This window comes from Sphingobacterium sp. xlx-96 (assembly GCF_011007365.1).
GTDB classification, from domain to species: Bacteria; Bacteroidota; Bacteroidia; order Sphingobacteriales; family Sphingobacteriaceae; genus Sphingobacterium; species Sphingobacterium luzhongxinii.
Window position 1 is genome coordinate 21,786 of record NZ_WFKM01000009.1, and the last position, 22,402, is coordinate 44,187.

At 42.4% G+C, this 22,402-nt stretch carries 22 protein-coding genes and 1 pseudogene; 14 read left to right on the forward strand and 9 right to left on the reverse strand.

What is annotated here, in order from left to right; all coding sequences use genetic code 11:
- Positions 1–50 precede the first annotated feature (50 nt).
- Positions 51–713 carry a MarR family winged helix-turn-helix transcriptional regulator gene (locus G7B20_RS12070; RefSeq protein WP_164111639.1) on the reverse strand — a complete coding sequence of 221 codons (663 nt, stop codon included), beginning with the start codon at positions 711–713 and terminating at the stop codon, positions 51–53.
- Between the two features lie 333 nt (positions 714–1,046).
- Between G7B20_RS12070 and rfbB the strand changes: the two genes are divergently transcribed.
- The 7 genes and pseudogenes from rfbB to G7B20_RS12105 all read left to right on the forward strand — a co-directional run bounded on the left by rfbB (position 1,047) and on the right by G7B20_RS12105 (position 5,794).
- Positions 1,047–2,099, forward strand: coding sequence for a dTDP-glucose 4,6-dehydratase (gene rfbB / locus G7B20_RS12075; RefSeq protein WP_164111641.1), 1,053 nt, complete (start codon positions 1,047–1,049; stop codon positions 2,097–2,099).
- A gap of 26 nt (positions 2,100–2,125) precedes the next feature.
- Positions 2,126–2,344, forward strand: coding sequence for a four helix bundle protein (locus G7B20_RS19485; protein ID WP_240466006.1), 219 nt, complete (start codon positions 2,126–2,128; stop codon positions 2,342–2,344).
- Positions 2,345–2,546: 202 nt separating this feature from the next.
- On the forward strand, positions 2,547–3,113 hold the full coding sequence (gene rfbC, locus G7B20_RS12085) for a dTDP-4-dehydrorhamnose 3,5-epimerase (protein WP_164111643.1): 567 nt from the start codon (positions 2,547–2,549) through the stop codon (positions 3,111–3,113).
- Positions 3,114–3,304: 191 nt separating this feature from the next.
- Positions 3,305–4,159 (forward strand): dTDP-4-dehydrorhamnose reductase, encoded by an 855-nt coding sequence (gene rfbD, locus G7B20_RS12090; protein ID WP_164111646.1) that lies wholly within the window; start codon positions 3,305–3,307, stop codon positions 4,157–4,159.
- A 148-nt stretch (positions 4,160–4,307) separates the two neighbouring features.
- Positions 4,308–4,565: pseudogene (locus tag G7B20_RS19770) on the forward strand (four helix bundle protein).
- Positions 4,566–4,603: 38 nt separating this feature from the next.
- The gene (gene rfbA / locus G7B20_RS12100; protein ID WP_164111647.1) at positions 4,604–5,467 is read left to right on the forward strand and encodes a glucose-1-phosphate thymidylyltransferase RfbA; all 864 of its coding nucleotides are present in this window, start codon (positions 4,604–4,606) and stop codon (positions 5,465–5,467) included.
- Between the two features lie 81 nt (positions 5,468–5,548).
- Positions 5,549–5,794 (forward strand): hypothetical protein, encoded by a 246-nt coding sequence (locus tag G7B20_RS12105; RefSeq protein ID WP_205600258.1) that lies wholly within the window; start codon positions 5,549–5,551, stop codon positions 5,792–5,794.
- Here G7B20_RS12105 and G7B20_RS12110 read toward each other — a convergent pair.
- Entirely contained in the window at positions 5,783–6,073 is a 291-nt protein-coding gene (locus G7B20_RS12110) for a hypothetical protein (protein WP_164111649.1), read from the reverse strand. The two genes, G7B20_RS12105 and G7B20_RS12110, sit on opposite strands and share 12 nt — an antisense overlap.
- 335 nt (positions 6,074–6,408) lie before the next feature.
- Here G7B20_RS12110 and G7B20_RS12115 point away from each other — a divergent pair, with 335 nt between their 5' ends.
- The 5 genes from G7B20_RS12115 (at position 6,409) to G7B20_RS12135 (ending at position 14,398) form a co-directional block, all read left to right on the forward strand.
- On the forward strand, positions 6,409–6,993 hold the full coding sequence (locus tag G7B20_RS12115) for an RNA polymerase sigma factor (protein WP_164111652.1): 585 nt from the start codon (positions 6,409–6,411) through the stop codon (positions 6,991–6,993).
- 60 nt (positions 6,994–7,053) lie between these two features.
- Complete coding sequence (locus tag G7B20_RS12120; RefSeq protein ID WP_164111654.1) at positions 7,054–8,250, forward strand: FecR family protein; 1,197 nt, start codon at positions 7,054–7,056, stop codon at positions 8,248–8,250.
- A gap of 215 nt (positions 8,251–8,465) precedes the next feature.
- Entirely contained in the window at positions 8,466–11,780 is a 3,315-nt protein-coding gene (locus tag G7B20_RS12125; RefSeq protein ID WP_240466007.1) for a TonB-dependent receptor, read from the forward strand.
- 6 nt (positions 11,781–11,786) lie between these two features.
- On the forward strand, positions 11,787–13,460 hold the full coding sequence (locus G7B20_RS12130) for a RagB/SusD family nutrient uptake outer membrane protein (RefSeq protein ID WP_164111658.1): 1,674 nt from the start codon (positions 11,787–11,789) through the stop codon (positions 13,458–13,460).
- 110 nt (positions 13,461–13,570) lie between these two features.
- Entirely contained in the window at positions 13,571–14,398 is an 828-nt protein-coding gene (locus G7B20_RS12135; protein WP_164111660.1) for an endonuclease/exonuclease/phosphatase family protein, read from the forward strand.
- 256 nt (positions 14,399–14,654) lie between these two features.
- Here the strand turns inward: G7B20_RS12135 and G7B20_RS12140 are convergent, their stop codons facing one another.
- Positions 14,655–15,818, reverse strand: coding sequence for an ATP-binding protein (locus tag G7B20_RS12140; RefSeq protein ID WP_164111662.1), 1,164 nt, complete (start codon positions 15,816–15,818; stop codon positions 14,655–14,657).
- Positions 15,819–16,160: 342 nt separating this feature from the next.
- On the opposite strand from G7B20_RS12140, the gene G7B20_RS12145 reads away from it, so the two are divergent.
- Both G7B20_RS12145 and G7B20_RS12150 read left to right on the forward strand, forming a co-directional pair.
- On the forward strand, positions 16,161–16,433 hold the full coding sequence (locus G7B20_RS12145; protein ID WP_164111664.1) for a hypothetical protein: 273 nt from the start codon (positions 16,161–16,163) through the stop codon (positions 16,431–16,433).
- A 265-nt stretch (positions 16,434–16,698) separates the two neighbouring features.
- A complete protein-coding gene (locus G7B20_RS12150; RefSeq protein WP_164111667.1) occupies positions 16,699–18,009 on the forward strand; it encodes a sulfatase in 1,311 nt (436 codons plus the stop codon).
- 20 nt (positions 18,010–18,029) lie between these two features.
- On the opposite strand, the gene G7B20_RS12155 is transcribed toward G7B20_RS12150, so the two are convergent.
- The 6 genes from G7B20_RS12155 to G7B20_RS12175 all read right to left on the reverse strand — a co-directional run bounded on the left by G7B20_RS12155 (position 18,030) and on the right by G7B20_RS12175 (position 22,349).
- Positions 18,030–18,464, reverse strand: a complete 435-nt coding sequence (locus tag G7B20_RS12155) for a hypothetical protein (RefSeq protein WP_164111670.1) — start codon at positions 18,462–18,464, stop codon at positions 18,030–18,032.
- 2 nt (positions 18,465–18,466) lie between these two features.
- Positions 18,467–19,207, reverse strand: coding sequence for a CHAP domain-containing protein (locus G7B20_RS19490; protein WP_240452905.1), 741 nt, complete (start codon positions 19,205–19,207; stop codon positions 18,467–18,469).
- The gene (locus tag G7B20_RS12165; RefSeq protein ID WP_164111672.1) at positions 19,126–19,509 is read right to left on the reverse strand and encodes a hypothetical protein; all 384 of its coding nucleotides are present in this window, start codon (positions 19,507–19,509) and stop codon (positions 19,126–19,128) included. Before G7B20_RS12165 ends, G7B20_RS19490 begins: the two co-directional genes overlap by 82 nt.
- 17 nt (positions 19,510–19,526) lie before the next feature.
- Positions 19,527–19,658, reverse strand: a complete 132-nt coding sequence (locus G7B20_RS19610; RefSeq protein WP_262886576.1) for a hypothetical protein — start codon at positions 19,656–19,658, stop codon at positions 19,527–19,529.
- Between the two features lie 206 nt (positions 19,659–19,864).
- Positions 19,865–21,028: an ATP-binding protein gene (locus G7B20_RS12170; RefSeq protein WP_164111674.1), complete on the reverse strand. Its 1,164-nt coding sequence runs from the start codon at positions 21,026–21,028 to the stop codon at positions 19,865–19,867.
- Between the two features lie 298 nt (positions 21,029–21,326).
- Positions 21,327–22,349: a YhcG family protein gene (locus tag G7B20_RS12175; protein WP_164111676.1), complete on the reverse strand. Its 1,023-nt coding sequence runs from the start codon at positions 22,347–22,349 to the stop codon at positions 21,327–21,329.
- Positions 22,350–22,402 lie beyond the last annotated feature (53 nt).

Here is a 22,402-nt window from a genome sequence, read left to right on the forward strand (position 1 = left end):
ACTAAGGGCTTTTAAGGTTTTCAAAAGGCTGTTATAGAGGTTTTGTAGTGTTAAAGATATTCGTCAGCTACCGTGTCCAATAGGTCGGATGGCGGGATATTTTTTAAATAAATAGGCTTGTGAAAATCTTCCAGCTTAGTAAGAAGAGCAATCAGTTGATTCTTTTCCAATTCGGTAAGCTTGCCCGGTACTATACGCGTAGCCATCCGTATTTTGTCCATGTGCGCATCCAAAATCTCGACTCCTTTTGGTGTTAAAGATACCACCTTGCTTCTCTTATCCTGATCAGAATCTATCTGGCATACCCATCCCTGCTTTAACAGTCTGTCGATAACCTTGATGCCTGCAGGTTTTTCCTGAACATTTCGTTTTATCAGATCCATTTTGGTCATAGGGCCAAAGGCCCGCAGTACGATAAGAAATATAAATTCCTCTTGTGTCGAAAAGTCGGAGCCATAGATGGCTGCCTTGGAATAGTTCTTCGCATACTTATTCATATGCACGAGCAAGGTACTGATCGCACTATCCGCAGTCCTACCTGTGCCTTTACCGTCCCACTCGGCGATAGGATCCTCTTCCGTAGAAAGTGACTTTTGATCTACGATCCATCTTTTTAAACCTACAAGGGTCTTCGGGTATGAACCCTGCTCATGCGCCGCACCTTCGAAATCTTCTAAAAGGCCGATTGTTTCTTTTAACAGGCTGTAATCCATTTAAAAAAGCAGTTGAATTTAGTGTAAAAATACACATTTTTTACCAAACAACACACTTCTGTCCGAAAATCGTTGCTGATGGCGGTCAAAGGGGAAGTTAGCGATGTTAATAGTTGTGATAGGCTTTTCAAACAGGTAGCCTAAAACAGGGGTGAGTAGCAGACGGTGGCAATCTGCCGAAGTGATCAAAAAGGAAAAGCCCACATTTATGTTTATTCATTTTGATCAACCCGATGGTAAAGGGCGCAAACATGGACACGACAGCCCTCCTCACCCGTCACTCATCCCTCATCATTTTTTTACTTTACCCTCGAATATTCTTACTTTCGTAAAATGAAGAGGACGGTAATAATCACAGGTGGTGCAGGCTTTATAGGCTCCCATGTCGTGCGAGAGTTCGTAACTAAATATCCATCGTATCATATCATCAATCTGGATGCATTGACCTATGCGGGCAATCTGGAGAACCTGAAGGATATAGAGGACAAGCCCAACTATACCTTTGTAAAGGCAGATATTACGGATGCGAAACATATTTTAGAGGTATTTCAAGAATATCAGCCCGATGGCGTAATCCACCTGGCAGCCGAATCGCATGTGGACCGTTCGATATCGGACCCTTTGGCATTCGTGATGACCAATGTGATCGGAACCGTCAACCTGTTGAATGCAGCTCGCGAAATCTGGAAAGACGATTTTGAAGGCAAGCGTTTCCACCATGTCTCTACCGATGAGGTATACGGTACACTGGGTGAGACGGGGTTGTTCACCGAAGAAACGGCCTACGACCCGCATTCGCCGTACTCGGCGTCAAAAGCTTCTTCCGATCATTTTGTCCGGGCTTACCACGACACCTACGGTTTGCCGGTGGTATTGACCAACTGTTCGAATAACTATGGGCCGAACCACTTTCCTGAGAAATTAATCCCATTGTGTATCCACAATATCTTAAACAACAAACCATTGCCTATCTACGGTGACGGCAAGTTTACCCGCGATTGGTTGTTCGTGATCGACCACGCAAAAGCCATTGATCTGGTATTCCACCAAGGCAAAACAGGTGACGCCTACAATGTCGGGGGCTTCAACGAATGGCAAAATATTGATCTGGTGAAAGAATTGTGTAAGCAGATGGATGAGAAGTTGGGAAGACCGGCAGGCACAGCCGCACAGCTGATCACCTTTGTAAAAGACAGACCAGGACACGACTTACGCTACGCCATCGACGCGACAAAGATCAATCAGGAACTTGGTTATCAACCATCGGTCACCTTCGAACAAGGATTATCCATTACGATAGATTGGTTTTTATCGAATCAAGAATGGCTAGACAACGTAACCTCAGGGGAATATCAAAAGTATTATAACGAGCAGTATAACAGGTAGGTGACAAAGTTATAAAGTTACAAGGAATGAAATCGCATGAAGATTTAAAGGTTTGGCAAGAATCTATGACCCTAGTTGAAAAGGTCTATGCATTGACGGCATCTTTTCCAAAGGAAGAGGTTTATGGATTGACTGGTCAAATTCGAAGATCAGCAGTTTCGGTTCCTTCGAATATAGCAGAAGGTGCTGGCAGGCAGAGCAAAGCCGAATGGATACGATTTCTTTTTATTGCACAGGGTTCTTGATCCGAGTTGGATACTCAACTCAAAATTGCACAACGTTTAAATTATATTGCTGAAGCCAAGGATGTTTTTTCTAGTATATTTTTTATAAGGAATATGTTGACAAAACTAATCAACAGTATGAAGCTTTAACATTTGTCACAATGTAACCATATCACTTTATCTAGAACAACAACAACAACAACAACAACAACAATAACAACAAATGAAAATCACAGAAACCAGTCTAAGAGGCTGTTATATATTAGAGCCTGCAAAATTCGGGGATAGCCGAGGGTATTTTATGGAAGGCTTTAATGAAAGAGCTTTCAATGAGGTGACTGGTACGAACACACATTTCGTGCAGGACAACCAATCTTTTTCTACGAAAGGCGTGCTTCGTGGATTACATGGGCAGTCGGGCGAGCATGCGCAAGCCAAGCTCGTTCGTGTGTTGGATGGCGAAGTGTTGGATGTGGCGGTAGATGCTAGGCCAGATTCGCCGACTTTCGGTCAATACGAAGCTGTTAGGTTATCAGCAGAAAACAACCTGCAATTGTTCGTTCCACGTGGCTTCCTGCATGGATTCGTCGTGTTGAGCGAAACAGCGACGTTCTTTTACAAATGTGATAATTACTATAATAAAGAATCCGAATGTGGCGTGTATCCACTAGATGCAGATCTGGCAGTAGACTGGGAGATTCCGGTAGCGGAGATGCTGTTGTCGGATAAAGACAAAGAAGCACAATCATTTGCCGAGTTTAAAAAAGAGTTACGAGTGACAGAGTTATAAAGTGACACAGTTATAAGTTACAGAGTGAGATAAAAGCTCCGGCTGTGCAAATTAAAAATGTCGCCTATATTTTTGAAAATAGCAGCAGTTTCACTATCCATACATTCAAAAATATCAAGCGACGAGGTTTGACCACTTTGCCGATACAAAGTGGGATGCCTGCCCGGCATAGAGGACAAAGATAAATTGATATGAAGATATTAATAACCGGCTCTAACGGCCAACTCGGTTCAGAATTAAGAGATATACTTGAAAACGATTCAAGATACGAAACCTATTTCTTGGACCGCAAGCAACTCCCTTTGGATCATCCAATGATCATACAGGACATTTTAGGTATGTATCAGCCCGACTTGATTGTCCATGCCGCAGCCTACACCGCTGTAGATAAAGCAGAATCCGAGCCTGTACTTGCAGATGCGGTTAATCATTTGGCTTCCGAGGAGATTGCACAGTACTGTAGACTACATGGAGCCAAGCTTATTGCGCTATCTACGGATTATGTATTTGATGGCAATTCGGACGTAGCTTTGACCGAAGACACCCCCGTAGATCCCGTAAATACCTATGGGCTTACGAAATTAAAAGGTGAGCAAGCAATTTTAAAATGGCATCCAGAATCTATCGTAATTCGTACTTCGTGGGTATATTCGGCCTATGGCAACAATTTCGTGAAGACCATGATCCGCCTTATGACCGAGCGAGATGAGATCTCGGTTATTAATGATCAGATCGGTTCGCCCACCTATGCCAAAGATTTAGCGCTGGCCATAGTAGATATTATCGAAGGCGAAGACTGGGTTGGGGGGCTATACCACTATTCCAATGAAGGCGAGATATCTTGGTATGACTTCGCTACGGCCATCAAAGAAATAAAAGGACTAGATTGCAAAATCAATCCGATCCCTACGACACAGTATCCGACACCCGCAAAGCGTCCAAAGTACTCGCTGCTCGATAAGTCAAAGATAAAGCGTACTTTTAAGGTAGAAGTACCGAACTGGAGGGAAAGCTTGCAAAAGATGCTGATGGCTGGTGGCGGATAGCAGATGGCAGATAGCTGATAGCTGATGGCAGATGGCTAAAAATAGGAGAGATTTTAAGAAATACGATATATGGATTCTGAGTCATGCTTTGACACTGAGGGTGTATAAAGAGACTTTACAATTGCCAAATTCAGAAAAGTAGGGGTTAATTTCTCAAATCCAGCGCGCAGCCTATTCGATACCTTCTAATATTGTTGAAGGCTGTGGGAGAGACTCGGAGAAGGAATTTAATAGATTTTTGCAAATGAGCTAGGGTTCAGCAAACGAACTGGAATATTTTTTAATTTTGTGTGCAGACCTAGGCTTTATGGATAAAGATATAAGCCAAAGTTTGCAAGAAGAAATTAAAGTAATAAAGCGTCAAATAATTAATTTAAGTAAAAAACTAAAAGCAACTAGTCAATAGCCATAAGCTATAGGCCATTTGCCCTAAGCTCAGAACGAATGAAAGGAATAATACTCGCCGGGGGCTCTGGCACAAGGCTGCACCCCTTGACACTTGCCGTTTCCAAGCAATTGATGCCGGTATACGACAAACCGATGATTTATTACCCCTTGTCTACGCTGATGTTGGCAGGGATCAATGAGATATTGATTATTTCTACACCACAAGACTTACCCAATTTTGAAAAGCTATTGGGTGATGGTTCACAGCTGGGCTGTAAGTTCGTGTATAAAGAGCAGCCAAGCCCAGATGGACTGGCGCAGGCTTTCGTCCTGGGCGAGGAGTTTATCGGAGACGATAAGGTAGCTTTGATCTTAGGCGATAATATATTCTACGGGTCAGGTATGTCCAAGTTGTTACAATCTTCGGCAGACCCCGAGGGAGGTGTGGTGTTTGCTTATCCGGTAAACGATCCCGAGCGCTATGGTGTGGTTGAATTTAATGACGAAAACAAAGTTGTTTCTATTGAGGAAAAGCCCGCACGGCCCAAATCAAACTATGCCGTTCCCGGATTATACTTCTACGATAATGATGTGATAGAGATTGCAAAGGGCATAAAGCCTTCCCACCGCGGAGAGCTGGAAATTACGGACGTCAATAGAGAATACCTCAAGAGAGGCAAGCTCAAGGTAGGTGTATTTGATCGTGGTACAGCATGGCTGGATACAGGGACCATTCAGTCCCTGATGCAGGCCGGGCAGTTCGTTCAGGTGATCGAAGAACGGCAAGGCATGAAAATCGGATGTATTGAAGAAGTCGCTTATCGGATGGGGTATATTGATCGGGACCAATTGTCCAAAATCGCCGAGCCTCTAAAGAAATCAGGATACGGCGAATATTTAATACAGCTCGTAAAAAAGTAAGTCCACTATGAGGAGCCATATGTTTTAGGTCAAATAGCGCAAGAGAAATTCAAGGAAGGCGTCCGCGTTATACCTTTCGAAGTGCGCAATGGTCCCGCTATCGATATTAGTGGTCTTAAAGAAGGGGCGGTGGTTGATGGGCAAGTTCCGATTATGATCAATGCATATGGCAAAGGCGATCAGATAGACTTCTTGATCGAAGGCAGTGAGACACCCCAAGGGATTCCTTGGTGGGTATGGATACTCATCATTTTTCTACCACCTCCCAATACCCTCCTTTATCTGAGCCGATGTGTTTTATTAGGCCAGCATCTTTTAGCTTCTTAATATTTTTCTGAATGTTAGCGGAATTGATACCTCTGCTGTCGATAGCTTTTCGACGGTCGTGTATTTATTCTTGATGATCTCCTGTAGAATTCTTTCTTGATTAGGAGATAATTTTATTGTATCTTTCCGTGATTGATCTTCTTCTTTCGTGACATATAGCTCCAGTATCTTTAATGCCAGATCATAGGTTGTATGCTTGGCGTCCTCAAAGAGATATTCAAAAAGAACCAATGGCTCTACTGCGATTCCGTAAACTTCGTCTGCATATATTTCGTCCAATATCCCAAGTTTTAATATCCTGCTAAATCTGGTTTTTTCTATGTCTGCCGAAGCGTAAAATGTTTTTTGTGAGTTTAGAGATTGACTAAGAAATAGAGTTAATGGGACGGTGGAACCAGTTGAAGATGTAATTGTTATTTAGCTTCTTAGAGAGATACTGCTCATGAATACCCACGGGATAGCAATTCTAAGTAGAATTTTTTAGTTTTGTATCTAGCTAGATAGAGGAAGACTATAGTCTTAGTAAAAACCTTAATATAAACTTAACCTTATTAAGCCGCTAATAAACAGAATATAGTGATATTTTTACCAAATTATGAGGAGTATTTTCCAGCATGCAAAGACACGAAAATAGACACCTTTATACCGCAATATCTGAAGGGGATGAAGGCGCTTTTGCTACATTTTACAGCATACACTTTGATCGTCTAGCTACAGCTGTTTTGTGTCTTCTGAAAAACAAGGCACAGGCAGAGGAGGTTCTTCAGGATGTTTTTTGCACAGTATGGAATCGTCGCGCTGAGATCTGTTCGATCCTGAATATGGAGGCATATTTGTTTGTGCTAGCACGTAATGCTGCATTGAACAGGATTAAAGTTGATGTTCGTCGTAAAAAAGTAGAGCAGGATTTTTTTGCAGAAAATAGCCCCAATTTTGACTTCATAGACACAACTTCCGATCAGCATCGGTTCGATAAGCTTTTGGATGAAGCGATAGCACAATTGCCCCTTCAGCAAAAGCGAGTGTTTGTACTGAGCAGATTTGAACGTAAAAAATATCTGGAAATTGCCACAGATATGGAGATATCACGCGAGACGGTCAAAAAATACCTGCAGTTAGCGTCTACTTCTGTAAAGAACTACTTATTGAGGCGTAAAGATTCCGTTATAAGCCTCTTTTTAGCTTTTTTTATTTTTTAATACCCCCTTTTTTTTGTCGTCGTTGTCTAGTGTATATAGAACATTATGTTGTTATAGTATATGCAAAGCGACAGACAGCACTTTTCAGATCTTCTTAGAAAGCACATTAATGGGCAATTGTCCGAGGACGATACGACTGCATTCGATAAATTTTTAAATAGCGTCCCAGAGGAAGAGCAAAGAGAACTTTTTTACCAAGTATGGCAGGAAGTGTTGTCCGAAGGCGATGAACCCGTTCAGACTTTCAGCGATACGGAAAAGAAGCACATTCTCGATAAAGTCTTACAAAGGGATAGCCCAGCTAAAATCTCATACCCAAGCGGGCAGAGCGTATGGAGGGGGGCTTTAGCTCGTTATATGGTTGCTGCTGTGATGCTCCTTACAATAGGTGTTGGCTTATTCCTATATTCCGATCGTATTGACGCCCCTGTAGAGTCATTAGCCAATAATAATTCAAAACAGGATGTGGAGCCGGGTACTGATAGGGCTATTCTCTTGACAGAAGACGGTGAAGAGATAACATTGGATAGTAAACAGGTAGGTGTTATAAAATCGTCACAGTCCTTTAATATTGTCCGCTTAGAATCTGGAGAGATTCAGTACCAGAGTACCGGACAGAATCAGTCACCTCAACGACATACCGTTCGGACACCACGCGGGGGGCAGATTAATTTTTTGTTGCCCGACGGTAGCAAAGTATGGTTGAATACAGCCTCTTCCCTGACTTTTTCATCAAATATGACGACAGCAGATAGAGTCGTTGATATGACAGGAGAAGTTTATTTTGAAGTAGTCAAGCGACAAGGACAGCGGTTCGTGGTCAACGGGCATTTTGGGCAGATCGATGTATTAGGGACCAAGTTTAATGTCAATGCATATGATAGGGCGCTCAGCACTACAGCCCTTTTAGAAGGCTCCGTCCAATTAGAATCCAGCACAGCTCAAGTACGAATGTATCCCGATCAGTTAGCCAAAGTTAGGACTGATGGTCGTATTGTTACGGCTAGGGTAGACAATATCAATAACCACATCTCGTGGAAAGACGGGTTCTTCTATTTTGATCATGCAGATGCCTATAGCATTGCAGCTCAGCTTTCCCGTTGGTATGATATCGAAGTGGTAGTGCAGAGTACAAATCCTCATCAAGAGTTTACGGGTACCGTATCACGTAAAATCAAGCTATCTCAGATGATAGAGATGTTGGATTATCTGGGGATAAAAAGTAAATACTTGAATAATAAATTAATCATTTTATAAAAAGCAAAGCCTATGAAATAGATGGAAGATAAAAAAAATGACTGAGAGCTTAAGAATTCAAGGAGTGCTGGAACACTCCCTGATACTTGTTTTCTTTTGTCCACGTGAATTGTACAGATCAATTATTTAATGAACTAAAGTAAGTTAAAAGTATGTATTTTAATTTGAAAGTTTACGGCAAGAGCCAAGATAAACTTTTTCGATTTTTAAGAATCATGAAATTTGTAATAGTCTTGTTCTTATTGACACTTACTACAGTAAGTGCAGAGACTTATGCCCAGCGAATCTCGTTACGGGAATCTAAGATCAAACTCACCAGCCTGTTGACCAAGATCGAGCGACAGATTCCTTTTCGTTTTGTTTACAATAATGCCGAGCTGGGCAATGTATATCTAGAAGGTATCCATCTTCAGTCGGTCGAGTTAAAGCAGGGCTTGGATAGAGTACTTAATCAAAATGGACTGGAGTACACCATTATGGATGATCATATATTGGTTCGTCGTGGGGTGCACCAGGCAGGTAGCCTTTCACTGAGCCATCAGCAGACGACAGTACGTGGTATAGTCTCCGACCGATCTGGAACTCCCATACAGGGTGTATCAGTTTCTGTTAGAGATCAGGAAGGCACCCATATTACACAGCAGGATGGCGGATTTAGTATCACTGTTGGTCAGTCTGATGCGCTCCTTATTTTCAAGCATATCTCTTATGTGACCAAGCAGGTCAACTGGAATGGTCAGCGAGAACTGAATGTTGTCCTCGAGGAGGGTACTGATGATATCGATGAGGTAGTGGTCGTAGGATATGGTACCCAACGCAAAGCCAATCTCACCGGGGCAGTATCGATGGTGTCGGGCGAGGCTTTCGAGAACAGGCCGCTGGCTAATGTTGGGCAAGGTCTACAAGGGCAGATGCCTGGTCTTACGGTACGAAGTACAGCCAATACTGCGCCAGGCAATCGGGCGCCACAGTTCCGTATACGTGGTGTAGGGACTTGGGGAGATGCTAATCCACTTATCGTTATTGATGGGATCCCTGGAGGCAATCTAAATATTCTTAATCCAGATGATATAGAGAATATTTCAGTTTTGAAAGACGCTGCATCTTCATCAATATATGGTGTCCGTGGGGCGAATGGTGTGATTATGGTGACTACCAAAAAGGGCAAGTCTGGACAAACCAATGTTAGCTTAAATAGTTATTTCGGTTATCAAACACCTACGGCATTACCTAAGTTTTTGGGGTCGGCCGATTATATGACCCTTCAAAATGAGGCCAATATCAATGCTGGTACTAACCCAACCTATACGCCAGAGCAGATAGAGATTGCCCGTAACGGGAGCGATCCAAATTATTTTGCCAATACGAATTGGGTTGACGAAGTTTATAGAAAGAATGCACCGCAGCAGAGCCACAATCTGAGTTTAAACGGAGGGTCAGACAAGACACAGTATTATGCTTCCTACAGTTATCTTAATGAAGGAGGTCTAGTCGTTGGAGACAATTTTAAATCGGGCCGTCACAATGCGCGTCTCCGGTTGAATACGGAGATTTTGGATCGGTTAAAGATTGATGGCAATCTAGGCTATGTAGACCGGTCATACGATGGCAGCGCTTCTGGTACAGGAGCTTTAACTGCTGCGCTCAGTATTCGGCCACTGGTACCGGTTCGTTTTACCAATGGGAGCTGGGGGTACCACGGGGGGCAGAGCAATCCAGTCGCTATTGCTACCGACGGCGGGACTAATACGTTTACCTCCCAAGAGATTACGGCAAATATGAGTGCTACGATCAACCTATTTGAGGGATTGGATCTAAAAGGACAGTATGGCCTTGTAAAGTACAACTCCAAGCGTACGACATTGTTAAAGACCATCAACTATTATAGTCCAGATGATGATAAGTTGATTTACCAGACCAATAATCCTAACAAAGTATCGATGGATCATTATTCGGGTACCTATCAAACCTTTATCGCAACTGCGAATTACACAAAGACCGTAGCAGAAAAGCATAACATTAAGGCACTTTTGGGATACTCTTTAGAAGAGACTGTTGGGGCAGATTTTGGAGCCTCACGCACGCATCTCCCTGTAGATCTTCCATCTCTAGCTATAGGGACAGAAAATCAGTTGAACAGCAGCGGTAGTAGCCAGAATGCATTGATGTCGTTCTTTGGACGGGTCAATTATGATTTTCATAACAAATACCTCTTAGAGGGTAACTTCCGTAGAGACGGATCTTCCCGTTTCCATCCTAGCGTCCGTTGGCATTGGTTTGGGTCATTTTCTGCAGGATGGGTGTTTTCCGAAGAAGCTTTTTTTGAAGAGCTACGCAGCGTGTGGGATTTTGGTAAGTTAAGATTTTCTTACGGAACACAAGGTAATGACAAGGTAGGTCGCGATCATCCTTATATGTCTACGTTGGCCTCTTCACAGGTCAATTCGAACAATCCTATCGGAAATATCGGGGTTGTCGGTTTCCGTCCTAGTTTTATTCCGAATGAAAAGGTTTCGTGGGAATCTTCAGAAAAAACTAATATTGGTTTAGATTTAGCCTTCTTTAATAGGCGCTTGAGTCTTACGGCAGATTATTTTATCAATAATACGAATGATCTGTTATTATATCCACCGCTTCCAGATGTTATTGGTGTGGGCAGTGGTTACCCTGCTCAAAACTCCGGAGCTATGCAGAATAAAGGATGGGAGATCGTTGCCGGTTGGCAGGACAAAATAGGTGAATTCGGCTACCGTGCCAACTTCAATTTGTCTGACGTGCGCAATAAGATTACAAGTTTGGATAACTATGCGGTCAACTTGGGAGACAAAGTACGGTTGGTTGGTCAGCCTCTTGATGCATTTTATGGATTTAAAGCCGACCGTATCGCCCAGGAGAGTGATTTTGATTTGGTCAATGGCCAGTATGTACCTAAGTTTCCATTTCAAAAAGGCGATTTAGTTGCTCCAGGCGATTTGATCTATGTACCTACCGATCCTAATGCTAAAGAGATCACTGTAAAAGATGATAGGCATGTATTGGGCAGTGATATTCCGCGATATACCTATGGTTTCCGAGGAGATCTTAATTATAAAAATATTGATTTTAGCTTCTTCTTACAAGGAGTCGGAAAAGCCGATGGTTATCTTTCCGGATATGCTAGGCATTCTTTCATCAATAACAGTGCAATGCCTCAAGAGATACACTTAGACCGTTGGACACCAGACAATACGGATGCTTCATACCCAAGGTTAGTGTATATGCGTACCCACAATACCCGATTATCATCCAAATGGATAGAAGACGCATCTTATCTACGGCTCAAAAATGTTCAGATCGGTTATACTTTTTCACCTAAATGGACCGAAAAAGCACGTATCAGCAAGTTACGTATCTACGCGTCGGCGGACAACCTATTTACCAAAACAGATTTCTTCTACGGTTACGACCCAGAAGTACCTTCGGCCAACGATGGAGCTTATTACCCTCAGGTCAAGACTTTTGTGTTCGGTGTCAACTTAAATTTAAGATAGATAATAATGAAAATTCAATATAAAAAATATACTAGGCTAGCTTGTGTTTTGTTGCTCAGTGTAGGGGTGTTTTCATCCTGTAGTGATTTTTTAGATCGGGTACCACAGGACGAGATTGTAGACGATACCTATTGGAAGACCCAACAACATCTGGAGATGGCAGTTACGGCCATTTACTCCCGTGTCAAAGCCAAGAATCTCGTCGATATGGAGAATCTGGCTGAGAATACGATGTGGCCTACTACCAATCAATACAAAGATATAGGTTCTGGTGTCTTTCCTGTGACCCAGCCTACGGTAAACAGTGAGTGGGCCAATATGTATCGGGACGTGCGCGAGTGCAATGCTTTTCTAGAAAATTATGGTGGAGCCACAGAAAATGAGGCCGGTGCCAAAGAGCGGTTAGCTGGCGAGGTACGCGTTATCCGAGCTTTGGCCTACAGTTTTCTGACCTCTTTTTATGGTGATATCCCATTGATTACAAAAACGCTTAATCCAGAGGACCCTGAGCTCTATAGCGCCCGCGATCCTCAGAGCGCGGTAGTCGATTTCCTGATGAAAGAACTAGACGAAGCAGCTGCAGTACTGCCCGTCAAGATACCGGGAGGCAAAGACCTTGGCCGCGTGAGCAGAGGTACCGCTCTGGCACTCAAATCCCGTATTGCTTTGACCTATGGTCGTTTTGAAGAAGCCGAGGCAGCAGCCAAGGCCGTTATGGATCTGGGCGTATACCAGCTTTATGACAGCGGTAATCCGAAGACAGCATACTGGGAGCTGTTTACACGTGCGGGCAAGCTTGCTGCCGGACGCAATAAAGAGACAATCTTTGCCCGTATGCATCTGGAAGACATCATCATGCACAATCTGAGCCGCGAGATACAAGTCCCTGATCAGTTTGCTCGGTTTGTACCTACCCGATCGTTGGTCGAATCCTATTTATGTGCGGATGGACTTCCTATTGATAAATCACCACTATATAGCGATGCATCCTATGCCGATGTATTTAAAAACCGTGATCCCCGTATGACACAGACTATCCTGACACCTGGAGATACTTGGGGTGGGCGATATGATGGAAGGCCTATAGCGCAGAATCCCGATCCCACTATATTTCAGGTGCCAAAATTTAGTCAGGATGGACGTGGCTCCGTGACTACGACAGGATACTATTATAAGAAATATGTAGAGCCTTCTGCCGTACCGAATTATAACCGTGACGACAATGATATCCATCATATCCGCTATGCGGAGGTTTTGCTCAACTATGCCGAGGCCCGTTTTGAGCAGGGCAAGCTGACTCAAGGCGATCTAGATATGTCAATCAATCTCCTTCGTGATAGGGTAGGTATGAAGCGTATGGATCTTGCATTTTTGGCGCAGCACGGTATGGACGTACGTACAGAGATACGCCGGGAGCGTCGTGTAGAGCTGGTGTTGGAAGGGCATCGTTACTTTGACGTAAGACGTTGGAAAGAAGGAGAGATTCTAGGACGTGATATACAGGGAGTGAAGGCTTCGTGGTTTCCACAGTTGAGCGCCGGTACCTTTCGCAAAAGCGAAGATGGTTATTTGCTTGTGCAGTGGAATCGGGCATTCGAATCGCCAAAAAATTACCTATGGCCTGTGCCACAGACACAGTGGGAGAAAAATCCTAATTTGGGACAAAATGTCGGATGGTAAATAGGAGCGTCTAGCTTCAAATACCAAAAGGGCTATATTATTAAGATATGGTCCTTTTGGAATCATTTAAGAAGTTTTTTCCTCTTTCTACTCAATTGTTAGTAATAGCTATGATAAAATACAAAAAAATTAATTTCGCTGTGTTACAGCTTGTAGGTTTGGTGTGCCTGAGTATATTTCTTACTTCCTCTGTAAGTATTGGCACAAAAGAAATAAAAAGTGATACGCTCACCATGATGACCTACAATATCCATCATGGAGCTCCTGCCCACTCTACAGAAATAAACCTAAGAAATATTGCAGATGTGATATTAAAAAGTAAAGCCAGTATCGTGGCTATACAAGAGTTGGATCGTTTTACGGGGCGTTCGGGCAATGTTGATCAAATTGCGGAGTTGGAGAAGCTCTTGCATATGAAAGCCTATTTTTCTAAATCTATCGATCACGATGGCGGAGAGTATGGTGTTGCTTTGTTTAGTAAGTATCCGCTGGTATCCACCCAAAAAGTTAATCTTCCTATGGCTATAGCTGGAGAGCAGCGTAGTATAGCCTTGGCTCAGATCAGATTGCCCAATGGCAAAGAGTTTTACTTTGGATCCACCCATCTTGACTTGAATGTGCCCAATAGAACAGCTCAGGTGCAGGCTATCAAAGCACTGGAAAAGGAATTGGATGCACCTCTGATAATCGGAGGCGATTTTAATGCGACACCGACCAGTGCGGAGATGATTCTTTTGCAGGAATCCTTTAGTCTCTCATGTCCTGTTGGCGGGTGCGGTTTTACTATTCCAGTAAAGACACCGAAGCGTGCCATTGACTTTTTTGCTTTTAATTCCACTTTCAACGGTCTATTCCAGTTCAAAGGATCACACGCTATGGTTGGAGAGGAGGCTTCAGACCATCTGCCGCATGTCGCTGATTTTTTGATTTTAGATTAATAGAGCAGAGATTCTATTCTTTTAAAAAAGCATAATTTAGCTGCCATCATCCTCGGTGGCTTTATCATTGATTTGGTAGCTCTTGCATCCGCAGGGGCTATTCTTTACGCCCCCCTCTTCTTCCACAGGTGGCACCAGATCTATTAAAGGGTGTTACGGTACGCAGTCACTCCATTTTTGCCAGCCTTCTCAGCCAAGCTATCCATTCTGGAAAAAATAAACCATTTCTTGTGCAGATCTTTCAGTGAGGTCTCAATTACTTTACCGTCATTTTCCAGGGTAATACCTGTACACCACTACGTATCAGGCTTTCTTCACCACCATAGATCAAATGAGGTGTTACGATTTGAGGCTCGGCCAATTCTGCGAAATGCTTTAAGTTTTTAAATAAGGGAGCGCTTATTGTTTGAGTGGATTTTATCTCATACACGTCAAATCCACGGGTATTCTTGAGTAAGAGGTCAAGCTCTATTCCGTTATGATCCTGCCAAAAATAATATTGAAGATGCTGATAGCTGTTTTCATTAAATTTTTGAAAATTGGCAATTACAAAATTTTCAAAGATATTACCTTTGAATCTATTCGTTGCCAATTCCTCCTGCTCTCTGATTTGTAGTAAATGAGTCAGTAGACCGGTGTCATAAAAATAGAGTTTAGGAGTTTTTACCAAACGTTTATTAAAATTCTCATGATAGGGATAGAGCTGAAAAACAATATAACTGCTTTCTAAAATGGACAACCAAGATTTTGCAGTAGGCTGCGAAATATTACACGCATTGGCCATCGCTGTAAGGTTTAATAGTTGCCCTGCCCGTGCCGCACACAGCCCTAGAAATGTTCTAAAACTATTTAAATCACGAATATTGATCAGTTCGGTAACGTCTTTTTCGACATAAGTACGGATATAGTTGGCGTAAAAATCTGTTGGATTAATGCCTCGATGGTAGATAGCGGGGTAGCCTCCTTTTATACAGGCTTTTAGATAGTTGTCGGGCAATTTTCCCGCCCGCTCTAATTCGTGGGTATCTAAGGGTAATAATCGAAATAGAGCTACCCTTCCAGCCAAGGATTGCGTAATATGTTTGAGTAAATGAAAATTTTGAGAACCGGATAGAATATATTGCCCCATCTCGCCGGATTCATCTACAGCTGTCTGCAAATAGGAAAACAATTCAGGTACCCGCTGTACTTCGTCTAAAATCACCGGACCTGCATATTGTTGGAGAAAACCATTTGGATCTTCCGTGGCAAAAGAACGATTGTCAGGGTTTTCAAGAGACACGTATGCATAATCGGGGAAAAGGATTTTAAGTAGAGTGGTTTTTCCTGATTGTCTCGGACCTGTTACCGCTAGAATAGGGTATTGATCTATTCGCTTCTTAATTTCCTCAGCTAATGTTCTTGTTATCCATTCTGACATAATTAACTTCCATTGTTTAAATCAAATATAGTAATTAACTTAGAAATATCTGATATCAAACTTTGAAATATCTTGGATATAACTTTGGAATATCTGAACTTTAATTTTGGATTATCTGATGTTAAACTATTTTCTCTTCCGTAGGGATTCTGGCCTTCGCCGTTGCCATTTATAGGAGAAGAGAAAAATTATTGACCTTACTTTTTTGTTTTACGCTTTTATTTATAGGTTGCCAAAAAGAGTAGGAAAAAATTTATCAAAGCCGCAAGATAGATAAGGCGCGGGCATTCTCGATGAATAAATCTGATAGCTTCATCACAAATAAAAGACAAATTTAAATAGATGAAAAAAAGAGCGATCGTTATAACAGTTTTTGTGTTTCTGGTTGTTGTCAATCTTCCTGTTATTAATACAGAGATCTTAAGAAAGGTAGATAGTAATCATTTCCGTTATTCCAATGCGGACGCTTCATTCACCTATGTACAATATTTGGATATACTACAACCTTGGATCAGTGAATGGACTGTAAAAGGATTTATTTCTGATCAACATCCGTCGGAAGAGAATAAAGAGCTTTTTCGAATCTATCGGATCAATATTTTTGCATGCTTATGATAATATTTCATGTGCTTTTGGTGCATGCTATAGCTCTGGTCAGAGGGTGTGATAACAAGAGTTACATAGAAGAGCGAGAAAACATATCTATAGTTTTTCCGAGCGAGGACGCTCGCGCGAGCGGCGGGAGCAGGGCGACGTGGGGCAGGTATTCGCTTGGAGAGATGGAGATTTTGTGTTCACTGGAGAAGGTATAGAAGTCACGTTCTCACTTATTTATGAAAAAATATTGCTAATATTTAATTTTAACGATAAATTTGACTATATGAAAAAATATATCGTGCTATTTTTTATGATGCTCACCTTCGGCAGTGCATTCTGTCAGCGCGTACCAGTCAATATTAAGCCTAACATTATCATTGTTTTTACGGATGATCAAGGGTATGCAGACTTGGGCTGTTATGGTGCCAAAGGTTTTACCACCCCCAATATCGACCAGTTGGCGAGTAATGGCATCAGGTTTACCGATTTTTATGTACCGGCTCCTGTATGTACTCCGTCTAGAGCAGGACTTATGACTGGTCAATATCCAAAGAGGAATGATTTGCATGAAGGGGTTATTTGCCCTTATTCGGAAAATGGGCTCTCACCCGAGGCTTACACTATCGCTGAGATGTTAAAAGACAATGGGTATGAAACCTCATGTATCGGGAAATGGCATCTGGGGCATAAGGAAGAATTTATGCCGAACAATCAAGGTTTCGACGAGTTTTATGGGGTACCCTATTCTAATGATATGGATCGGCATTACTACGGGCATAATAATTTCCAGTCACCTCCACTTCCATTTTATCGGAATAAAGAGGTTTTGGAAAGTGGTCCCGATCAGGATTATTTAACCCAAAGATATACAGAAGAGGCTGTTCGCCAGATACGTAATAGAGGTGCTGACCGTCCTTTTTTTATGTATATAGCACATAATATGCCGCACACCCCACTCCATGCTTCACCCGAATTTAGAGGGAAAAGCGAATTGGGGCTGTACGGCGATGTTATTATGGAGTTGGATTGGAGTGTCGGTGAAATTGTCAAGACGTTGAAAGAGGAAGGGATCTATGACAACACCATTTTTATATTTACCTCTGATAATGGGCCTAAGAAAGGTTCAGCTCTGCCATTAAGAGGAATGAAAGCCCAAACATGGGAGGGAGGTCAACGTGTTCCTGGTATTATTACATGGCCAGCGAAGATTCCAGAGGGGATAGTAAATGACCAAATGGTCAGTACTCTTGACTTGTTCCCTACACTTGCTAAAATTGCAGGTGCGAGACTATCCCGAAATCTTGAACTGGATGGCTTGGACATCACGGATTTTCTGTTAAATCCAGCTATTGAAACTCTTCCAGACCGGCCATTCTACTTTTTTGCCACGAATGGAGAACTCGAATCGGTTCGCTATGGCAAATGGAAGCTCCATATAAAAAAGTCTCTAGGATGGAATAAAGCGAAAGAAGGAGATTTTACACCGGCGCTGTACAACCTGGAACTCGATATACAAGAAAAGAACAATCTCGTTGGAGAATATCCCGAAGTGGTGAATGAACTTACAGCTCTTATTAAAAATGTTGGATTTTAAATTTTTCAGGCGTATTTCGTTTACATACCTTTTCGCCAGCTGTAATAGTAGCCTACAAAGGCTGCCCCTAGCAAAGCAATCCAATAAATATACCCGGGGAGCTGATGCGTTCGAGTCGTTTTTTGCTCCATTTTAGACGCATGCTGTTGACTGGCCGTGCTATCTCTCTTGCTGACATGAGCTTGCACCTCCCTTTTATGTGCCGACTGCTCCTCCGTATATAGCCAGCCGCCCCATGCCCAAAGGCCCTTCTCGGGGTGAAAGTAAAAAACGGAATCACTTGCAAAGTGCCAGTACCGCTTGGTACTATCCTGCTGTATACGGTATAGCCATTCCCGCGATTCCGAAATACCGGCCTGCTGCGTGGTCTGTTGATGCGCCAGTCGATGCTTGCTTGTACGGCAGGCGATGATGATGGTGAGGGGGAGGAGACTGAAGATGGTGGAGTTTTTCATGGTTAACTTGTCCAATCTGCTAAGGCATGTACCGTGTGGAAGTGTCTGCGTCGGGATTCTACCCGGTTGTTGCTATTACCTTCGATGCTGATCAGGTAGTTATTAGATATTTCTTTGACCAATCCTACGTGGTTGATGCGTTTAGCCTTGGCGCCGTATATACCGAATATGCTAGCTTTGGAGATAAAATCGCGAATATGCGAATTCGAAAATTTGTTTTGCTTCCAATACACCCGAGCCTTTGGAAATAGTGCCGGGCTCCAGGGATTGCGGGGCTGTGATAACCCCGCTTGTCCATAACACCATGACACGAAACTTGCGCACCAGTCGTAGCCTTTGCCCAGGTCGGTGTAGCGGAGGTATTCTTCCACGCGCTTTCCGTCGTTGTTGCCAGTAGCTTCTTTTACGCCTACCTCGGCAGAAGCAATCTTAATGATATTGATTCTGTCCTCCATGCCAGAAAGCGTATCTTCTACGCCACTCAAGCCGTGGCAGGGCTTTTCCTTTTTTCCGGAAAAAGGAAACAAAAGCTCGTCGCTGGATATTTCTAAAACAACGGATTGTGCATCCACCTTCAAATTTTTAAAAATATCAAAGGCGGCATTTTTCACCATCGTACAGATAGAACGACTGACACGGGCTGAATAAATCGGCCTAGATTTTAAAACACTACTTCCACAGCCATTATCACTGCATACAACAGTAAGAAGAAGACCGAAAAATAAAGAATACATTGTTGCCATGAGGATAGTTGGTTAAAGTGATAATCAAACTGTTTACGGAACGATTGAAAAGGATGCCACAGCAGCTCCTGCAGCCATATGCTGATATAGACAGCAAGCCAGCCGACCAGCAGTCCGAAGGCCGCAACAGTAAGTGTTCCGAAATCTAAGATACCGATAGCAGGATCGAGCAGCTGCAATACGGTAGATACCATGATCCAGCCGATGACCAGCGCCAGAAAGCCAAAGAATAGCTTTTCTTTTATAGAGAGTTGTCCCTGCCAGCCCTGGGCCAGCCACAAAGGGCGAGTTGTTGTTGTCATGTTATGTAGTAAAAATGTTAGCGGATTAGAACAGTCCCAAATAGAGGCTGTTGGAGAAGGCCTTTTGCTCCTTGTCGTGTACAATCAGGTAGAGATGTACCGGCAGTTCTTCCATACCATCGGGGAGCTCCATCTGTAGCTGCCATCATCCTCGGTGGCTTTATCATTGATTTGGTAGCTCTTGCATCCGCAGGGGCTATTCTTTACGCCCCCCTCCTCTTCCACAGGTGGCACCAGATCTATTAAAGGGTGTTACGGTACGCAGTCACTCCATTTTTGCCAGCCTTCTCAGCCAAGCTATCCATTCTGGAAAAAATAAACCATTTCTTGTGCAGATCTTTCAGTGAGGTCTCAATTACTTTACCGTCATTTTCCAGGGTAATACCTGTACACCACTACGTATCAGGCTTTCTTCACCACCATAGATCAAATGAGGTATTACGATTTGAGGCTCGGCCAATTCTGCGAAATGCTTTAAGTTTTTAAATAAGGGAGCGCTTATTGTTTGAGTGGATTTTATCTCATACACGTCAAATCCATGGGCATTCTTGAGCAAGAGGTCAAGCTCTATTCCGTTATGATCCTGCCAAAAATAATATTGAAGATGCTGATAGCTGTTTTCATTAAATTTTTGAAAATTGGCAATTACAAAATTTTCAAAGATATTACCTTTGAATCTATTCGTTGCCAATTCCTCCTGCTCTCTGATTTGTAGTAAATGAGTCAGTAGACCGGTGTCATAAAAATAGAGTTTAGGAGTTTTTACCAAACGTTTATTAAAATTCTCATGATAGGGATAGAGCTGAAAAACAACATAACTGCTTTCTAAAATGGACAACCAAGATTTTGCAGTAGGCTGCGAAATATTACACGCATTGGCCATCGCTGTAAGGTTTAATAGTTGCCCTGCCCGTGCCGCACACAGCCCTAGAAATGTTCTAAAACTATTTAAATCACGAATATTGATCAGTTCGGTGACGTCTTTTTCGATATAAGTATGGATATAGTTGGCGTAAAAATCTGTTGGATTAATGCCTCGATGGTAGATCGCGGGGTAGCCTCCTTTTATACAAGCTTCTAGATAATTGTCGGCCAATTTTCCCGCCTGCTCTAATTCATGGGTGTCCAAGGGTAATAAGCGAAATAGAGCTACCCGTCCAGCCAAGGATTGTGTAATATGTTTGAGCAAATGAAAATTTTGAGAACCTGAGAGGATATATTGCCCCATCTCGCCGGATTCGTCTACAGCTGTCTGCAGATAGGAAAACAATTCAGGTGCCCGCTGTACTTCGTCTAAAATCACCGGACCTGCATATTGTTGGAGAAAACCATTTGGATCTTCCGTGGCAAACGAACGATTGTCAGGGTTTTCAAGAGACACGTATGCATAATCGGGGAAAAGGATTTTAAGTAGAGTGGTTTTTCCTGATTGTCTCGGACCTGTTACCGCTAGAATAGGGTATTGATCTATTCGCTTCTTAATCTCCTCCGCTAACGTTCTTGTTATCCATTCTGACATATTAACCTCCATTATTTAAGTCAAATATAACGATTAACTTTGGAATATCTGATGTTAAACTTTGGATTATCTGATGTTAAACTTTGAAATATCTGATATTAAACTTTGGATTATCTGATGTTAAACTATTTTCTCTTCCGTAGGGATTCTGGCCTTCGCCGTTGCCATAGTTTATAATTCTCCCTTATTTTTTATCTCCTTTTGTTTTTCTTCTGGAGGTGGCTATTATTTATATCGCTTCGTTTTCTTCCTCTTGTTTCAAGCCGACCACAGTAGAAGAGCCTGCTCTTATTATCATTTAGTCCTCCTTTCCATACGGAACACCTTGCTCACGTAATAAATTTTTCTCCCGTTCTATTTCTGCTACGAGTTCATCTTCCGAAGGTAAGTACATCATATACTTCGTAGCAAAGAGCTGTTGACTGTCGTTCATTACAGAGTATTTTACTACAGTTTCACTTTTTTCGGTACACAATATTATTCCTATTGTTGGATTGTCACCCTCTGGTTTTTTGAGGTCATCAAATAGCCTTCTATACATATCCATCTGTCCAATATCTTGATGTGTAAGTTTTCCGACCTTGAGGTCTATCAGTACAAAGCTCTTCAGCAGGTAGTTGTAAAACACCAGATCTATGTAGAAGTGCTCTAGTTCGGTGCTGACGCTATATTGTCTACCTACAAATGAGAAACCTTTACCCAGTTCCAACAAAAACTGTTGAAGATTCTGAATGAGTGCCGATTCCACATTCTTCTCTGACGTGTTTTTCGATTGAGGGATATTTAAAATCTCAAATACATATGGATCTTTGATAAAGTCTTCCGGACGGTTTTTCTCCTGTTCTATACTGATCTGTAGCCCTATCTTTTTATCCTTTGAAGAAAGCAATCTTTCATAATATAAAGAATTTATATTTCGCTCCAGGCTTCTGGTACTCCAGTTTTGTTCTTCTGCTTCGCGAATATAATATTCTCTGGCACGTTCGTTTTCCACGCGCATTATTGTGCGATGATGCGTCCAACTCAATTTGCTACGCAGTGCGTAGCATTTTTGAATATCGGGGTACGTTAAGTAAAACTGTCTGAAGTTCCGTAAGTTAGCGGGAGAGAATCCGCTTCCGAATTTTTTGGACAATCCTTTAGATAGAATCTTTAGAAGAGAGTCGCCATAACCAGCCTTTGATTTGCCTTGTTGTTCGTCTTCTACAATCCTTTGACCTATCAGCCAGTATGATTCAACCATAAAGGTGTTGATCACATGATAGGCTTTTTGACGACCGTTTTCTATAATGTTGATTATATCTGAGACTATAGATTCCATCGTTGCTTAGTGCTTTTAGTTTATAATTGTCCTTACTTTTTAACCTCTTTTGG

Bases quoted from the DNA above. Each gene is read 5' to 3' on its own strand.
- G7B20_RS12170 (WP_164111674.1), bottom strand. From the start codon at position 21,028: ATGTCAGAATGGATAACAAGAACGTTAGCGGAGGAGATTAAGAAGCGA.
- rfbB (WP_164111641.1), top strand. From the start codon at position 1,047: ATGAAGAGGACGGTAATAATCACAGGTGGTGCAGGCTTTATAGGCTCC.
- G7B20_RS12120 (WP_164111654.1), top strand. From the start codon at position 7,054: ATGCAAAGCGACAGACAGCACTTTTCAGATCTTCTTAGAAAGCACATT.
- G7B20_RS12125 (WP_240466007.1), top strand. From the start codon at position 8,466: ATGAAATTTGTAATAGTCTTGTTCTTATTGACACTTACTACAGTAAGT.
- G7B20_RS19490 (WP_240452905.1), bottom strand. From the start codon at position 19,207: ATGGCAACAATGTATTCTTTATTTTTCGGTCTTCTTCTTACTGTTGTA.
- G7B20_RS19610 (WP_262886576.1), bottom strand. From the start codon at position 19,658: ATGATGGCAGCTACAGATGGAGCTCCCCGATGGTATGGAAGAACTGCC.
- G7B20_RS12130 (WP_164111658.1), top strand. From the start codon at position 11,787: ATGAAAATTCAATATAAAAAATATACTAGGCTAGCTTGTGTTTTGTTG.
- G7B20_RS12145 (WP_164111664.1), top strand. From the start codon at position 16,161: ATGAAAAAAAGAGCGATCGTTATAACAGTTTTTGTGTTTCTGGTTGTT.
- G7B20_RS12155 (WP_164111670.1), bottom strand. From the start codon at position 18,464: ATGAAAAACTCCACCATCTTCAGTCTCCTCCCCCTCACCATCATCATC.
- G7B20_RS12150 (WP_164111667.1), top strand. From the start codon at position 16,699: ATGAAAAAATATATCGTGCTATTTTTTATGATGCTCACCTTCGGCAGT.
- rfbC (WP_164111643.1), top strand. From the start codon at position 2,547: ATGAAAATCACAGAAACCAGTCTAAGAGGCTGTTATATATTAGAGCCT.
- G7B20_RS19485 (WP_240466006.1), top strand. From the start codon at position 2,126: ATGAAATCGCATGAAGATTTAAAGGTTTGGCAAGAATCTATGACCCTA.
- rfbD (WP_164111646.1), top strand. From the start codon at position 3,305: ATGAAGATATTAATAACCGGCTCTAACGGCCAACTCGGTTCAGAATTA.
- rfbA (WP_164111647.1), top strand. From the start codon at position 4,604: ATGAAAGGAATAATACTCGCCGGGGGCTCTGGCACAAGGCTGCACCCC.
- G7B20_RS12115 (WP_164111652.1), top strand. From the start codon at position 6,409: ATGCAAAGACACGAAAATAGACACCTTTATACCGCAATATCTGAAGGG.
- G7B20_RS12070 (WP_164111639.1), bottom strand. From the start codon at position 713: ATGGATTACAGCCTGTTAAAAGAAACAATCGGCCTTTTAGAAGATTTC.
- G7B20_RS12165 (WP_164111672.1), bottom strand. From the start codon at position 19,509: ATGACAACAACAACTCGCCCTTTGTGGCTGGCCCAGGGCTGGCAGGGA.
- G7B20_RS12175 (WP_164111676.1), bottom strand. From the start codon at position 22,349: ATGGAATCTATAGTCTCAGATATAATCAACATTATAGAAAACGGTCGT.
- G7B20_RS12135 (WP_164111660.1), top strand. From the start codon at position 13,571: ATGATAAAATACAAAAAAATTAATTTCGCTGTGTTACAGCTTGTAGGT.
- G7B20_RS12140 (WP_164111662.1), bottom strand. From the start codon at position 15,818: ATGTCAGAATGGATAACAAGAACATTAGCTGAGGAAATTAAGAAGCGA.